Raw genomic sequence first — 14,255 nt, forward strand, 5'->3', positions numbered from 1 at the left:
GGACGACGGCTTCGACGAAACTCAAACCGCGCTCGCACCCTCGTGCTGAAATCCGAGATAGCTGGCCACCACGCGCTGGTTGCTGGCGATGTCGCGCGCATCGCCGTCCAGGATGAACTCGCCGAGCTCCATCACATAGGCCCGGTCGGCGATCTTCAACGCGGCCTGCGCGTTCTGCTCGACCAGCAGCACCGAGACGCCGGCAGCCTTCAAATCTGCGACGATGCGAAAGATGTCGGCGACGATGATCGGGGCGAGGCCGAGGCTCGGCTCGTCCAGCATCAAGAGCTTTGGTGCGCCCATCAGCGCACGGCCCATTGCCAGCATCTGCTGTTCGCCGCCGGAGAGCGTGCCGGCGAGCTGCTTGCGGCGTTCCTTGAGTCGCGGAAACAGCGTGTAGACGCGCTCGAAAGAGCGCGAAGCGGTCGCCTTGTCGATGCGGAACGCGCCGAGCTGCAGATTGTCCTCGACATTCATCGTGCCGAACAATTCGCGATGCTCCGGCACCAGGCAAAGCCCGGCAGCGACGCGGTCCTCGATGTCCTGCCGGGATACGTCCGCGCCCTGAAAGCTAACGCCGCCCTTCAGCGGCAGGATACCCATCACGGCGTTGAGCAGCGTGGTCTTGCCGGCGCCGTTGGCCCCGATGATGGTGACGATCTCGTTGTCGCGGACCTCGAGATTGACGGCGCGCACGGCCTCGACCTTGCCATAGGCGACATGGGCGTCGGTAACGGACAAGAGAGCACTCATGCGACCGCTCCGAGATAGGCCTTGATGACATCGGGATTGGACTTGATCGCGGATGGCGTGCCTTCTGCGATCTTGGTGCCGAAATCCAGCACCACGATGCGGTCGGCGAGATCCATCACGAAGCCCATATCGTGCTCGACCAGCAGCACCGACATGCCGCCGTCGCGCAACTGGCGCAGCAAAGCGGCGAGCTGCTGCTTCTCCATGTGGCGCAGGCCGGCGGCGGGCTCGTCGAGCAGCAGCAGCATCGGATCGACGCACAGAGCGCGCGCGATCTCGACGATGCGCTGCTGGCCGAGCGACAGAGAGCCGGCGAGTTGCTCCATCTGGTCGCCGAGGCCAACGCGTTCGATCTGGCGCGCGGCTTCCGCCAGCAGCTTGGCCTCGTCGGCACGGTCGAGCCGCAACATGCTGCTGATGGCGCCGGCGCGGCCGCGCAGATGCGCGCCGAGCGCGACATTTTCCAGCACAGTCATGTCGGGCACCAGCTTGACGTGCTGGAAGGTGCGGGCGATGCCGCGCTTGACGATCTCCTGCGGCGCGGCGCCATCGACGCTTTGGCCGCGCACGGAAATTTGGCCTGCGGTCGCCGCCAGCACGCCGGTGATCAGGTTGAACGTTGTGCTCTTGCCGGCGCCGTTGGGGCCGATCAGCGCTACGATCTCACGCGCCTGCACGTTGAAGGACACGTCGTTGACGGCGATCACGCCGCCGAACTGCTTGCGCGCCTTGTCGACCTGCAGCAGCACGCCGGATTCTGCATGGAGCACCAGCCGCGGCGGCAATTCCGCCGAAGTATCGGGCCGTTTGCGCTTGCTTTCAAACGGCAGCAGTGAGGTCAGCCACGGCCACATCCCGGTCGGCGCCAGTTGCAGCAGCCCGACCAGCAGGATGCCGAACACGATGGTCTCGAGCTGGCCGCCGCCGCCGCCGAAGATCATCGGCAGATAGCTCTGCAGCACTTCCTTGAGGATCACGACGATTGCAGCACCCAGCACGCCGCCCCAGACGTAACCGGCGCCGCCGACCACGGCGATGAACAGATATTCGATGCCCGCCTGCGGGCCGAACGGCGTCGGGTTCGCCGCGCGCTGGAAGTGCGCGTAGAGCCAGCCGGACAGGCCGGCGAGCACTGCGGCATAGATGAACACCAGGAGCTTGGCGCGCGCGGTCTGTACGCCGAAGGCTTCGGCAGCGACATGGCCGCGGCGCAGCGCGCGGATGGCGCGGCCGGTGCGGGAATCCAGGAGGTTCATCGACAGCAGCGCGCTGACGATCACCGCGATCCAGATCGGGAAATAGATCGTGCCGGGGTCGAGCATCTTCAGCGTTCCGACCGACAGCGGTGGAATTCCGGAGATGCCGTCATTGCGGCCGAGGAATTCCAGCTTGCTGAACAGATAGAACAGGCTGATGCCCCAGGCGATGGTGCCGAGCGGCAGATAGTGGCCGGAGAGCCGCACGGTGATGAGGCCGAGGAGCACGGCGGCGGCGCCGCTGACGATCAGGGACAGTGGCAGCGTCAGCCAGGGCGACAGGCCGTAGGTCGTGGTCAGCACTGCCGTGGTGTAGGCACCGAAGCCGCAGAACGCGGCCTGGCCGAACGAAGTGAGGCCGCCGACGCCGGTCAGGATCACCAGGCCCATCGCCACCAAAGCGGCGAGGCCGATATTGTCGAGCAGCACGAGCCAGAACGGCGGCATGCCGGGAATGAAGGGGATCACCGCCATCAATGCGGTGAACAGGAAGATCGGAAGGAGACGCTGGTTCATCGCGCTCAATCCTTCTCTTCTTCGACCGCGGGCGCGGCCAGCGAGCGCAGCACCAGCACCGGCAGGATCAGCGTGAAGACGATGACCTCCTTGAAGTTGCTGGCATAGAACGACGAGAACGCCTCGACGATGCCGACCACCAGCGCCGCCACGGCGGTCAGCGGATAGCTGACCAGACCGCCGATGATGGCGGCGATGAAGCCTTTCAGCCCGATCAGGAAGCCTGTGTCGTAATACAGCGTGGTGATCGGGATGATCAGGATGCCGGAGATCGCGCCGATCACCGAGGCCAGCAGGAACGCTATCTGGCCGGAGAGCGAGGTGCGGATGCCGACGAGGCGGGCGCCGAGCCGGTTGACCGCGGTGGCGCGCAGCGCCTTGCCGTACAAAGTGAAGCCGAAGAACAGCCAGAGGCCGACGATCAGCGCGATGGTGATGGCATAGACGGCGATGCTCTGGCCGGTGAAGCGCAGTGGCCCCAGCGTCAGGACGGCGCTGGACAGCGCCGGTGCGCGCTGGCCCTCGGCGCCGAAGAACACCAGGCCGAAGCCCTGCAAAGCGAGATGGCAGCCGACCGAGGCGATCAGCAACACCAGTACGGAGGCGTGGGCGATCGGCTGAAACGCGATGCGGTAGAGGTACAGCCCGATCGCGGCGACGATCAGCAGCGACAGGGTGATGTTGACCGCGACGCCCGCCTGATGGCCGGCCAGCGCCAGCGTGACGCCCCAGATCGCCAGAGGAAACACGATGTTGACCGTGAAAGCCCGCAGCACCCGCCTGGCCTGCAGCGATTTCCGGGATGTGAAGAGGTCGAAGCCGAACGCGACCACGCCCATCGCGACCGCCAGCCGGATCGTGCCCGGCACCTGGCCGGCCGAGAGGCTGGCATAGGTCAGCGCGCCAAAGGTGATGAATTCGCCCTGCGGGATCAGGATGACCCGCGTGACCGCGAACACCAGCACCAGCGCCAGGCCGAGCAGCGCGTAGATCGCGCCATTGGTTATGCCGTCCTGTAACAGGAACAGCAAAATCGTCGTGTTCAAGGCCGGACGCTCCCCCACCATGTCATGTGCGTGCCGCGGTTAACACAAGCGCACGACGATCAGCAACGGCAGTTGAAACCCGCCGTATATTTGATATGTTTTATAACGATTATCGATCATAACCTCAAGGCCCGCGGGCTTTGAACGGATTGTTGTCCACCTCTTGGTGGCGTCGGGTGAATTCAACGATGGCTGCTTCCAAAACCACCGCGGGCGACGCGCTGAAACGCCAAGTGCCGCTGGAACCGGCGCTCGATGTCGCGCCGCTGCAGATGGGCGAATTGTCCGAATTGCTCGGCTATTCGCTGAAGCGCGCGCAGCTCAAGGTGTTCGAGGACTTTTTGCGCTGCATGGCGCCGCTGCAGCTGACGCCGGCGCAGTTTTCGGTGCTGCTGTTGCTCGACAACAATCCCGGACGCAACCAGACCGAGATCGCCAATACGCTCGGCATCCTCAGGCCGAACTTCGTCGCGATGCTCGATGCGCTGGAGAGTCGCGACCTGCTGACCCGGATGCGCTCGCCCAGTGACCGCCGCTCCCACGTACTGACGCTCACCGACAAGGGACGAGCCACGCTCAACCGCGCCAAGAAACTGGTCGCCACGCGGCACGAGGCCCGGCTGATCGAACTGCTCGGTCCGGCCGACCATGCGGCGTTGCTGGGGATGCTGGCGAAGATCGCAGCGGAGTTCTGATTTTCCTAGCTGTCATTCCGGGATGCGACAGACGGCGAAGCCGGATGGCGCAGGCCCGGAACCTCGAGCTGTTTTGACATGTCGGGGTTCCCAGCCGCTCCAATTGGAGCGGTTGAGGTTCGCTCGCGGCTGAAGCCGCCCCCGTCCCGGAACGACAGCGCGCTACTCCCGCTCCACCAGAATCGCCCGGACGTCGTTCACATTGGTCAACGTCGGGCCAGAGTGCAGCAGATCGCCGGTGGCTGTGAAGAACGCGGTGGCGTCGTTGTTTTTCAGGTAGGCCGCGGGATCGAGATCCTGGGCGCGCATCGCCGCAAAGGTCCGGGCGTCGATCAGCGCGCCGGCCGGGTCGTCCGCAGAGCCCGCGCCGCCATCGGCGCCGTCGGTGTCGCCCGCCAGAGCCGATACGCCAGGCGTATCTTTCAGCAGGTCCGCCAGCGCCAGCGCGTATTCCTGGTTCGGGCCGCCGCGGCCGTTGCCGGTGACGGTTACGGTCAACTCGCCACCGGAGAAGATCGCGAGCTTGCGGTTGTCGGCGCGGGCCTGCAGCGCGAGCTTGGCGTGCGCCGCCGCGATGTCGCGGGCTTCGCCTTCGAGGTCGGCGCCGAGATCGACGATGTCATAGCCGGCTTCGGCGGCGACCTTGATCGCGGCATCCAGAGATTCCTTCGGCCGGGCGATCAGCTTGAATGTCGCGCGCGCAAACGCGGCGTCGCCGGGCTTCACGCTTTCGTTGGCTTCGTCGTCCAATGCGGCGCGCACGGCGTCGTCGATGGCGAGATTGTATTTTGAGATGATGGCGCGGGCGTCGGCCAGCGTGGTCGAATCCGCCACCGTCGGGCCCGACGCGATCACCGCGGGATCGTCATGCGGCACGTCGGAAATCGCCAGCGTCAGGATTTCGGCGCGGTGGCCGGCGCGGGCAAGCCGGCCACCCTTGATACGTGACAGATGCTTGCGCACGGTGTTGATCTCGCCGATCGCAGCGCCCGAGCGCAGCAGCGCGCGCGTCACCTGCTGCTTTTGCAGGAACGTGATGCCTGCGACCGGCGCGATCCAGTTGGCCGAGCCGCCGCCGGACAGCAGCACCAGCAGCAGGTCGTCGGCGGTGGCCTCGGCCGCCAGTTTCAGGCTGTCATCGGCGCCGCGTAATCCGGCCTCGTCGGGCACGGGATGGCCGGCTTCGATAATCTGGATACGCCGCGTAGGCACGCCGTGGCCGTGCCGCGTGGTGGCGATGCCGGTGAGCCGGGAGGGCTCCAGCCCCAGCGCATCGAGATAATGCGCTTCCGCCGCGGCGGCCATCGCGCCGGCCGCCTTGCCGGCGGCGAGGCAGATGATGCGGCCTTGCGGCGGCATCGGCAAATGCGCGCCGAGAATGACATCGGGATGCGCCGCAGCAACTGCGGCATCGAAGATTGCGCGGAGCAGGGGACGGGTGTCGGTCATGCTGCGAGTTATGCCGATGAACGCAGATCACGGCAAGATGCGCCGTCTTCCCCCTCTCGCACCCTACGCATACAATGCGCTGGGTGGAGAGGGAAATGATGGCTCAGCGGCCGTTGGCACCGCCACCGAGTTCGCCGTCAAGCACGTCGCCGAACAGCACCCAGTTCTCGCCCTGGAATTTCATCAGCTGCAGCTGTTCGATCGGTGAGAAGTCGGTTGGCGAGGTGTTGATCTTGACGCCCGGCAGCAGCGTGCTCTGCTGGATGTTCTTGAGATTAGCCGATTGCCGCATCACGTTCTCGCGCGTGAGGTCGTCGCCGCACTGCTTGAGCATGATCGCCATCGTCTCGGCGATGTTGTAGCCGGACATCAGCGAGGAATCGGCGGGGTTGGCGTCGGGCAGATATTTGGCAAGGAAGGCATGATAAGCCTTCATGCCGGCGTCGTCCTTCCACTGTGGATCGGTGGCGTCCTTGGAATAGGCCGCCGACAGCACGCCCTGCGCGTTGTCGATACCGGCCGGTCGCATCACCGCGCCGATCGAGGCGGAGACATTGGGGACGATCATCATCGGCTTCCAGGCCAGTTCGGCGATCTTCTTGATCGACTGCGCCGCGAATTTCGGCGTGGCAAAGACCACCACGACATCAGGGTTCAGCGACTTGATCTTGACGATATGGGAATCCACCGTCGGCTCGGTCAGCTCATAGCTCTCCTCGATCACGATCGAGGAGAGCTTGTCGCCGATGCCATCCTTGAGGCCTTTGAGGTAATCCTTGCCGAAATCGTCGTTCTGGTAGAGCACTGCGATCCTGGCGCCGGGCTTTTCCTTCATCAGGTACTTGGCGTAGATGCGGCCTTCGCTCTGGTAGCTCGGCAGCCAGCCCATCGTCCACGGGAAGTTCTTCGGATCGGCCCATTTGGTGGCGCCGGTGGCGAGGAACAGCTGCGGCACTTTCTTGCCGTTGAGATATTTGTGGATCGCGGTGTTGGACGCCGTGCCGAGCGCGCTGAACATCAGCAGCACCTCGTCGCTCTCGACCAGCTTGCGGGTCTGCTCCACCGATTTCGGAGGGCTGTAGGCGTCGTCATAGGAAATGTAGTTGATCTTGCGGCCGTTGATGCCGCCTTGTTCGTTGATCATCTTGAAATAGCCGGCCTGCGCCTTGCCGACCGCGCCATAGGCCGAGGCCGGGCCGCTATAGGGGACGATGTTGCCGAGCTTGATTTCGGTGTCGCTGGCGCCGGTGTCGTATTTTTTCTGCGCAAACGCGGGACCGGCAATGGCCAGAAGCATAGCGGTGGCCGAAATCGACAGAAGCCGGGCGTGAGGTGCAGACATTCAATTTCCTTCCCGAAAGCCGTAGCCATTGAGGTTGCGGCTGATTTTTTTGGTTGAGTCGCGATGCTTTTGCATCTGCGAGAGAATTTTACCGCATTCGCAGCATCGCCTCAACGAAAAAGCCCTCCGCCTCGGTGGCGGAGGGCTGAGATGTCAAGGCATTCCATAATGCGGAATAGCGTCAACTCCACGCTCTGTCGCGTGACGCGATTGGGGTCACTCTGTCGGCGTATCGGCCGTGATGACGTCGCCGAACAGCTCCCATTTGTCGCCCTTGAAGCGAATCATCCGCAGTTGGGCGATCGGTGCGAAATCCGTGGCCGACGTATTGATGGAAATGCCCGGCAGAAGCGTGTCCGGCACAAAGTCCTTCAGACTTGCGGCCTGCTTCATCACGTTGGCGCGCGTGAGATCGTCACCGCACATCTGCAAGACCTTCACCAAGGTTTGCGCAGCTCCGTAGCCATAGAGCAGGCTGTTGTCGGAACGATCTGAGCCGGGCATGTATTTGTCGATAAAGGCCGCCCACTTCTTCATGCCGGGATCGTCCTTCCACTGCGGATCGAGACCGTCCTTGCGGTAGTCGGCCGACAACACGCCCTGCGAATTGTCAAAGCCGGCCGGCTGCAGCACGGCGCCCACCGAGATGCTGACATTGCTGACCAAATGAAGCGGTTTCCAGCCGAGTTCGCCGATCTTCCGGATTGTCTGCGCGGCAATCTTCGGCGTCACGAAGGACACCACGACATCCGGGTTCAGCGACTTGAGCTTCACGATATGGGAGTCGACGGTCGGTTCGGAGATTTCATAGCTCTCCTCGGTGATGATCATCGAGGCTTTCGCACCCAAAGCTTCGCGAAAGCCTTTCTGGTAGTCCTTGCCGAAATCATCGTTCTGGTAGAGCACCGCGATCTTCGCGTCGGGCTTCTCCCGCATCAGATATTTTGCGTAGATCTGCGCTTCGACCTGGTAGCTGGGTTGCCATCCCATCGTCCATGGAAAGTGCTTTGGATCGTTCCACTTGCTGGCGCCGGTGGCGACGAACAGTTGCGGCACCTTTTTGGTATTGAGATATTTCTGGAAGGCGGTGTTAGATGGCGTGCCCAGCGAATTGAACACCACCAGCACTTCGTCGGACTCCACCAGCTTGCGTACCTGCTCGACCGCCTTGGGTGGGCTGTAGCCGTCGTCATAGCTGATAAAATTGATCTTGCGGCCGTTAATGCCGCCTTGGTCGTTGATCATGTTGAAATAGGCGGCCTCGGTCTTTCCGATCAGCCCGTAGGACGAAGCAGGCCCGCTATACGGCATGATGTTGCCGATCTTGATTTCGGTGTCGGTCGCGCCCGGGTCGTATTTCTTCTGGGCGAGCGCGCTGCCGCTGAGGGCAATGCTGAGGGTCACGGCAACCGAAGCCGCAATCGCACGCGATGGCATAGGCATTATTCGTCAACTCCCTGATGTGAATCGTTTTCGAGGCGGCCTTTGTGGCCTTGCTCCGATTGAATACTTTTCCTGGGCGCTCATCAAGGAAAAGCCCCCCGCGACGACATCGCGAGGGGCTGCTTTATTGGGCATTGACGAAGCGGCTTAATCGGAAACGCGGCCGTCGATGACGGGGCCGAACATCCGCCAGCTCTCGCCGGTAAAGCGCATCATCTGCAATTGCTCGATCGGATAGAAATCACTCGCGGACGTGTTGAGCTTGATGCCGGGCAGCACCGTATCGGGCGCAAAGTCCACAAGGCTAGCCGCCTGCTTCATGACGTTGTCGCGGGTCAGGGTATCGCCGGTCTGCTTCAGTACCTGCACCATGGTTTGCGCGGCACCATAGCCGTAGACGACGGAGATATCGCTGCGGCTGACCTCCGGCGCGTACTTGGCAAGGAAGGCGATGTAGCGCTGCATGCCTTCGTCGCTGTCCCATTGCGGGTCGGCGCCATCCTTGGCGTAATAGGCCGACACGATACCCTGCGCGTTGTCGAAGCCGGCAGGCTTCATCACCGAGGATACCGATGCGCTGGCATAGCTCTGGATGTAGAGTGGCTTCCAGCCGAGTTCGGCGGCCTTGCGGATGCTCTGCACCGCCGATTTTGGCGTGGTGACGCTGATGAAGGTGTCGGCGCCGCTGGCCCTCAGATTGATGATGCGCGAGTCGATCGTCGGCTCGGTCACCTCGTAGCTCTCCGTCGCCACGATCATCGAGGCTTTGTCGCCGAGCCCTTCCTTCAGGCCCTTCAGCACTTCTTTGCCGAGATCGTCGTTCTGGTATAGCACTGCGATCTTCGCGTCGGGCTTCTCGGCCAGCAGGTACTTTGCGTAGGTCCGACCTTCGCTCTGGTACGGCGGCTGGAACCCCATCGTCCACGGATAGTCGCGGTGGTTGCCGAAGCCGGCGGCGCCGGCGGCGACGAACAGTTGCGGCACGCGCTTGCCGTTGAGGTAGCGCTGGATCGCGGCGTTGGAGGGCGTGCCGAGCGGGCCGAACACTGCCAGCACCTCGTCGCTCTCCACCAGTTTTCGCGCCTGCTCGACCGCCTTGGCGGGATTGTAGGCGTCATCGTAGCTGATGAAATTTATCTTGCGGCCGTTGACGCCGCCCTGGTCGTTGATCATCCGGAAATAGGCGGCCTCAATGCGGCCGGCGACGCCGTAGGCAGACGCAGGGCCGCTATAGGGCATGATGTTGCCGATCCGGATCTCGGTGTCGCTGGCGCCGGGGTCATAGCGCGGTTCGGCGCGTGCGGCGACGCAGGTGACAAGCAGGGCAGCGACGGCCGGCAAAGCGGCGGCGCGGGAAAGCAGGGCAGGCATGGGTGTCCTTGAAGCGAAGCGGCGATAAGCGGACCAGAAGATCCCGATTGCCCCAACAGGTTTCATGCTATCGCATCAAGAATAAGGCCCCGCGCGACCAGAGGTCGGCGGGGCCTGGAAAACAATCAATGGTCATTCCGGGATGCATGTCAGTCGGCAGAGCCGGCTGGCATGCAGACCCGGAACCCAGAGATGTTTACACAGCTCTAGGTTCCGGGTTCGCTCGCAGCGCGCTGCTCGTGCCCCGGAGTAACGGGCAACCTTACCCGCCGATCTGGCCAGCAATGATGGGGCCGAACAGGTCCCACTTCTCGCCCTTGAAGCGCTGCATCTGCAATTGCTCGATCGGGTAGAAATCCGTCGCCGAGGTGGTGGTGGTGACGCCCGGCAGCAGCGTGTCGGGCGCGAAGGCCTTCAGGCTGGCGGCCTGCTTCATGATGTTCTCGCGGGTCAGATTGTCGCCGGCCTGCTTGAGCACCTGCACGATGGTCTGCGCCTGGCCGTAGCCGTAGACGACGGAGCCATCGTTCTTGTCCATGCCCGGGGCATATTTGGCGAGGAAGGCGTAGAACTTCTTCATGCCCTCGTCATTGTCCCACGACGGGTCCGAGCCATCCTTGGCGTAGTTCGCCGACAAGATGCCCTGGCCGTTCTCGTAGCCGGCGGGCTTCATGACCGAGCCGACGGAGGCGCCGACGTTGCTCTGGATGTAGACCGGTTTCCAGCCGAGCTCCGCCACCTTCTTGATCGCCTGCGCGGCGAACTTCGGTGTCGTGATGCTGACGAAGGTGTCGGCGCTGGTCGATTTCAGTTTGACGATGTGCGACTCGATGGTCGGCTCGGACACTTCATAGCTTTCCTCGGCGATGATCATTGAAGCCGCCTTGGCGCCGAGGCCGTCCTTCAGGCCCTTCAGCAGATCCTTGCCGAAATCGTCGTTCTGGTACATCACGGCGATCTTGGCGTCGGGCTTCTCCTTCAGCAGATAGGCCGCGTAGATGCGTCCCTCGCTCTGATAGGCCGGTTGCCAGCCCATCGTCCACGGGAAGTCCTTGTAGTCACCGAACTTGGTCGCACCGGTGGCGACGAACAGCTGCGGTACCTTCTTGGAATTCATGTACTTCATGATCGCCGAATTCGACGGCGTGCCGAGGGCGCTTGCGATGAACAGAACTTCGTCGCTCTCCACCAGCTTGCGCGCCTGCTCGACCGCCTTCGGCGGGCTATAGCCGTCATCATAGGTGATGTAGTTGATCTTGCGGCCGTTGATGCCGCCCTGGTCGTTGATCATCTTGAAGTAGGCGTCTTCCATCTTGCCGATCACGCCATAGGCCGAAGCCGGGCCGCTGTAGGGCATGATGTTGCCGATCTTGATCTCGGTATCGGAAGCGCCGGTGTCGTATTTTTTTTGAGCGAAGGCGGCGCTGCTGGCGGCAACAAAAGCGAAGGTCGCTGCAACGGTCAGGGCCGCGCGCGAACGATTTGCAGGCATTTCGAAACTCCCATTGAGTGCTACTTGAAAAGCGTAGTGATTTTCAGTGCCGGACTTTTTATCCCGCCTTACCTAATACGTTTTCGACTCCGGCAGCAAGAAAAAGCCCCCTGCGACGTTAGTCGCAAGAGGCTGAGATGTTAGGTACTTTTGTTATCAAGCTACGTCATTCCGGGGCGCGAGCAGCGTAAGCTGCGAGCGAACCCGGAAGCTCGAGATGGCGATCACACATCGAGGTTCCGGGTCTGCGCTATCCGGCTTCGCCGTCTATCGCATCCCGGAACGACAGAGTTAACCGCCCAGATTGCTGTCGACCGGCGGGCCGAACACGTCCCATTTCTCGCCGGTGAAACGCATCATGCGCAACTGCTCGATCGGATAGAAGTCGGTCGCCGAGGTGTTGAGCTTGACGCCGGGCAGCATGGTGTCCGGCGCGAAGTCCTTCAGGCTGGCTGCCTGCTTCATGATGTTTTCACGAGTCAGGTTGTCGCCGGCCTGCTTCAGCACCTGCACGACGGTCTGTGCCTGGCCGTAGCCGTAGATCGCGGAGCTATCGGCGAGGTTGGCGCCGGGCGCATATTTGGCGACGAAGTCGAGATACTTCTTCATGCCCTCGTCGTTGGCCCATTGTGGATCCGACGAGTCCTTGGCGTAGGCCAGCGACATCACGCCCTGCGAGTTGTCGAGTCCTGCTGGACGCATCACCGACGCCACCGAGGAGCCGACGTTGCTCTGGAAATACATCGGCTTCCAGTTGAGCTCGCCGACCTTCTTGATCGCCTGCGCGGCGAATTTCGGCGTCGAGATGCTGACCAGAACGTCGGCGCCGGTCGCCTTGAGCTTGACGAGGTGGTTCTCGATGGTCGGCTCCGAAACCTCGTAGCTTTCTTCGGCCACGATCATCGAAGCCTTGTCGCCGAGGCCGTCCTTGAGACCCTTCAGGAGATCCTTGCCGAGGTCGTCATTCTGGTAGAGCACGCCGATCTTGCCGGCGGGCTTTTCTGTCAGGATATATTTGGCGAAGATACGGCCTTCGCTCTGATAGGCCGGCTGCCAGCCCATCGTCCACGGGAACGTCTTGTACTCGCCGAATTTCGTCGCGCCGGTGGCGACGAACAGCTGCGGCACCTTCTTGGCGTTCATGTACTTCTGGATCGCGGTGTTCGACGGTGTGCCCAATGGCCCGAAGATGAACAGCACCTCGTCCGATTCCACCAGCTTGCGGGCCTGCTCGACTGCCTTCGGCGGGCTGTAGGCATCGTCATAGGTGATGAAGTTGATCTTGCGGCCGTTGATGCCGCCCTGATCGTTGATCATCTTGAAGTAGGCTTCTTCCATCTTCCCGATGATGCCGTAGGCCGAAGCCGGGCCGCTATACGGGATGATGTTGCCGATCTTGATTTCGGTGTCGGAAGCGCCGGTATCGTACTTCTTCTGGGCGAGGGCGCTGCCGCCGGTGATGAAGAGGGCGGCGGCAGCGGCGGAGAGCGTAGCGTAGCGAAGGGTATATTTAGAAATCACAAGTTCCTCAGTTTCTTCTCAGTTTGCCGATCAGGCTTTGCGCGCCGTAGGCGATCTGCCGGGCGCCGTGGGGGACCAGAAAGATGATCATGATCAGGATCACGCCAAATACGGCGCCGGAAAGGCCCTTGGAGATGTGCTCGGCGATGTTCGGAACGAACACGATGAACGCCGCACCCGCCAGCGAGCCGGGCAGCCAGCCGACGCCGCCGACCACCATGCCAAGGAACAATGCGATCGCGAGCTGGATGGTGTAGCCATCCGGCGCCACGAACTGCACGGCGATACCACCGAGGCCGCCGGCGACGCCGGTGATGCCCGCGCTGACGCCGAAGGCCAGCGTCTTGTACAGCGAGACATCGACGCCCATCGCGGAGGCCGCGATTTCGTTGTCGCGGATCGCCATCATGGCGCGGCCGGACCGCGACTTCAGCAGGTTGACCGAGAAGATGTAGATCAGGATCGAGACAACGAGCGTGAAGTAATACAGCCACATGTCCTGTGAGACCTTGAGGCCGATCGTTGCGAAGATTTCCGGTGCATCCGGCTTGGTGACGACGAGGCCCTGCACGCCGCCGGTCCAGTGCTCGAACACGCCGAGCTTGAGCAGCTGCGGCATCGCGATCGCCAGCGCGAAGGTCGCCAGCGCCAGATAGACACCGGACAGGCGCAGCGCGGGCAGGCCGAACAGGAAGCCGGCGATAAAACAGATTACGCCGGCGACCGGCAGCGTCAGGATGTAGTTGACGTTGCCGTGTTCGATCAGGATCGCCGACGTATAGGCACCGAGCGCATAGAACGCGCTCTGGCCCAGCGAGAATTGCCCGCTGGCCCCGGTGAGAATGTTAAGCGCCAGCACCGCGATGGCATAGATCAGCCACATCGTCATCTGGAAGATGAAGAAGTTCTTCACGAACAGCGGCGTGGCGATCAGCAGCGCCAGGATCACCAGCGATGCCATGGGCCCGAGCGCCAGTGCCTTCTTCGGCACCGCGTCGGTAACGGGAGCGGTCGAGACTTCTTGAACGGCGCTCATGATCAAACTCGCTTCACGATGGCACGGCCAAACAGGCCATTGGGTTTGACGACCAGCACGGTGATGATCAGCGCCAGAGCGATCGGCAGCTTTAGTTCATTGCCGACGCCGGGAATGTAGGTGCCGGCGAGATTTTCGAAGATGCCCACCAGGAAGCCGCCGACCACCGCGCCGAACGGCGAGGTCAGGCCGCCGAGCACCGCGGCGGCGAAGCCGTAGATCAGCACGCCGCCCATCATGTTCGGTTCGAGGAACACCACCGGCGCGATCAGCATGCCGGCGATCGAGCCGATCGCGGCCGCCATGCCCCAGCCGAGCGCGATCATCCAGGACGT

General features: G+C 62.6%; 11 protein-coding genes and 1 pseudogene. 1 reads left to right on the forward strand and 11 read right to left on the reverse strand.

What is annotated here, in order from left to right; translation table 11 throughout:
• Window positions 1-21: 21 nt before the first annotated feature.
• Genes JWQ24_RS26015 through JWQ24_RS26025 form a run of 3 tightly spaced genes read right to left on the reverse strand, consistent with a single transcriptional unit; the run spans window position 22 to window position 3,571 of the window.
• Window positions 22-753 carry an ABC transporter ATP-binding protein gene (locus tag JWQ24_RS26015; RefSeq protein ID WP_299814664.1) on the reverse strand — a complete coding sequence of 244 codons (732 nt, stop codon included), beginning with the start codon at window positions 751-753 and terminating at the stop codon, window positions 22-24.
• Window positions 750-2,525, reverse strand: coding sequence for a branched-chain amino acid ABC transporter ATP-binding protein/permease (locus tag JWQ24_RS26020; RefSeq protein ID WP_299814667.1), 1,776 nt, complete (start codon window positions 2,523-2,525; stop codon window positions 750-752). Before JWQ24_RS26020 ends, JWQ24_RS26015 begins: the two co-directional genes overlap by 4 nt.
• 5 nt (window positions 2,526-2,530) lie before the next feature.
• A complete protein-coding gene (locus JWQ24_RS26025; protein ID WP_299814670.1) occupies window positions 2,531-3,571 on the reverse strand; it encodes a branched-chain amino acid ABC transporter permease in 1,041 nt (346 codons plus the stop codon).
• Between the two features lie 188 nt (window positions 3,572-3,759).
• On the opposite strand from JWQ24_RS26025, the gene JWQ24_RS26030 reads away from it, so the two are divergent.
• Window positions 3,760-4,266, forward strand: a complete 507-nt coding sequence (locus JWQ24_RS26030; RefSeq protein WP_299814673.1) for a MarR family transcriptional regulator — start codon at window positions 3,760-3,762, stop codon at window positions 4,264-4,266.
• Between the two features lie 162 nt (window positions 4,267-4,428).
• Here JWQ24_RS26030 and JWQ24_RS26035 read toward each other — a convergent pair whose 3' ends face one another.
• The 8 genes and pseudogenes from JWQ24_RS26035 to JWQ24_RS26070 form a co-directional block, all read right to left on the reverse strand.
• The gene (locus tag JWQ24_RS26035; RefSeq protein ID WP_299814676.1) at window positions 4,429-5,715 is read right to left on the reverse strand and encodes a DUF4147 domain-containing protein; all 1,287 of its coding nucleotides are present in this window, start codon (window positions 5,713-5,715) and stop codon (window positions 4,429-4,431) included.
• A 103-nt stretch (window positions 5,716-5,818) separates the two neighbouring features.
• Window positions 5,819-7,057: an ABC transporter substrate-binding protein gene (locus JWQ24_RS26040; protein ID WP_299814679.1), complete on the reverse strand. Its 1,239-nt coding sequence runs from the start codon at window positions 7,055-7,057 to the stop codon at window positions 5,819-5,821.
• Window positions 7,058-7,273: 216 nt separating this feature from the next.
• Window positions 7,274-8,500, reverse strand: coding sequence for an ABC transporter substrate-binding protein (locus JWQ24_RS26045; RefSeq protein ID WP_299814682.1), 1,227 nt, complete (start codon window positions 8,498-8,500; stop codon window positions 7,274-7,276).
• A 147-nt stretch (window positions 8,501-8,647) separates the two neighbouring features.
• Entirely contained in the window at window positions 8,648-9,871 is a 1,224-nt protein-coding gene (locus JWQ24_RS26050) for an ABC transporter substrate-binding protein (protein WP_299814685.1), read from the reverse strand.
• 262 nt (window positions 9,872-10,133) lie between these two features.
• Window positions 10,134-11,363: an ABC transporter substrate-binding protein gene (locus tag JWQ24_RS26055; protein WP_299814688.1), complete on the reverse strand. Its 1,230-nt coding sequence runs from the start codon at window positions 11,361-11,363 to the stop codon at window positions 10,134-10,136.
• A gap of 291 nt (window positions 11,364-11,654) precedes the next feature.
• Window positions 11,655-12,884 carry an ABC transporter substrate-binding protein gene (locus JWQ24_RS26060; RefSeq protein ID WP_299814691.1) on the reverse strand — a complete coding sequence of 410 codons (1,230 nt, stop codon included), beginning with the start codon at window positions 12,882-12,884 and terminating at the stop codon, window positions 11,655-11,657.
• A gap of 7 nt (window positions 12,885-12,891) precedes the next feature.
• Window positions 12,892-13,920 (reverse strand): branched-chain amino acid ABC transporter permease, encoded by a 1,029-nt coding sequence (locus JWQ24_RS26065; RefSeq protein ID WP_299814694.1) that lies wholly within the window; start codon window positions 13,918-13,920, stop codon window positions 12,892-12,894.
• A 2-nt stretch (window positions 13,921-13,922) separates the two neighbouring features.
• Window positions 13,923-14,255, reverse strand: a pseudogene (locus JWQ24_RS26070) (branched-chain amino acid ABC transporter permease); the annotation flags it as partial.

The organism is Tardiphaga sp., from assembly GCF_028290495.1.
In the GTDB taxonomy this organism is placed as follows: Bacteria; Pseudomonadota; Alphaproteobacteria; order Rhizobiales; family Xanthobacteraceae; genus Tardiphaga.

Bases quoted from the DNA above. Each gene is read 5' to 3' on its own strand.
- JWQ24_RS26030 (WP_299814673.1), top strand. From the start codon at position 3,760: ATGGCTGCTTCCAAAACCACCGCGGGCGACGCGCTGAAACGCCAAGTG.
- JWQ24_RS26065 (WP_299814694.1), bottom strand. From the start codon at position 13,920: ATGAGCGCCGTTCAAGAAGTCTCGACCGCTCCCGTTACCGACGCGGTG.
- JWQ24_RS26035 (WP_299814676.1), bottom strand. From the start codon at position 5,715: ATGACCGACACCCGTCCCCTGCTCCGCGCAATCTTCGATGCCGCAGTT.
- JWQ24_RS26055 (WP_299814688.1), bottom strand. From the start codon at position 11,363: ATGCCTGCAAATCGTTCGCGCGCGGCCCTGACCGTTGCAGCGACCTTC.
- JWQ24_RS26020 (WP_299814667.1), bottom strand. From the start codon at position 2,525: ATGAACCAGCGTCTCCTTCCGATCTTCCTGTTCACCGCATTGATGGCG.
- JWQ24_RS26045 (WP_299814682.1), bottom strand. From the start codon at position 8,500: ATGCCTATGCCATCGCGTGCGATTGCGGCTTCGGTTGCCGTGACCCTC.
- JWQ24_RS26040 (WP_299814679.1), bottom strand. From the start codon at position 7,057: ATGTCTGCACCTCACGCCCGGCTTCTGTCGATTTCGGCCACCGCTATG.
- JWQ24_RS26050 (WP_299814685.1), bottom strand. From the start codon at position 9,871: ATGCCTGCCCTGCTTTCCCGCGCCGCCGCTTTGCCGGCCGTCGCTGCC.
- JWQ24_RS26015 (WP_299814664.1), bottom strand. From the start codon at position 753: ATGAGTGCTCTCTTGTCCGTTACCGACGCCCATGTCGCCTATGGCAAG.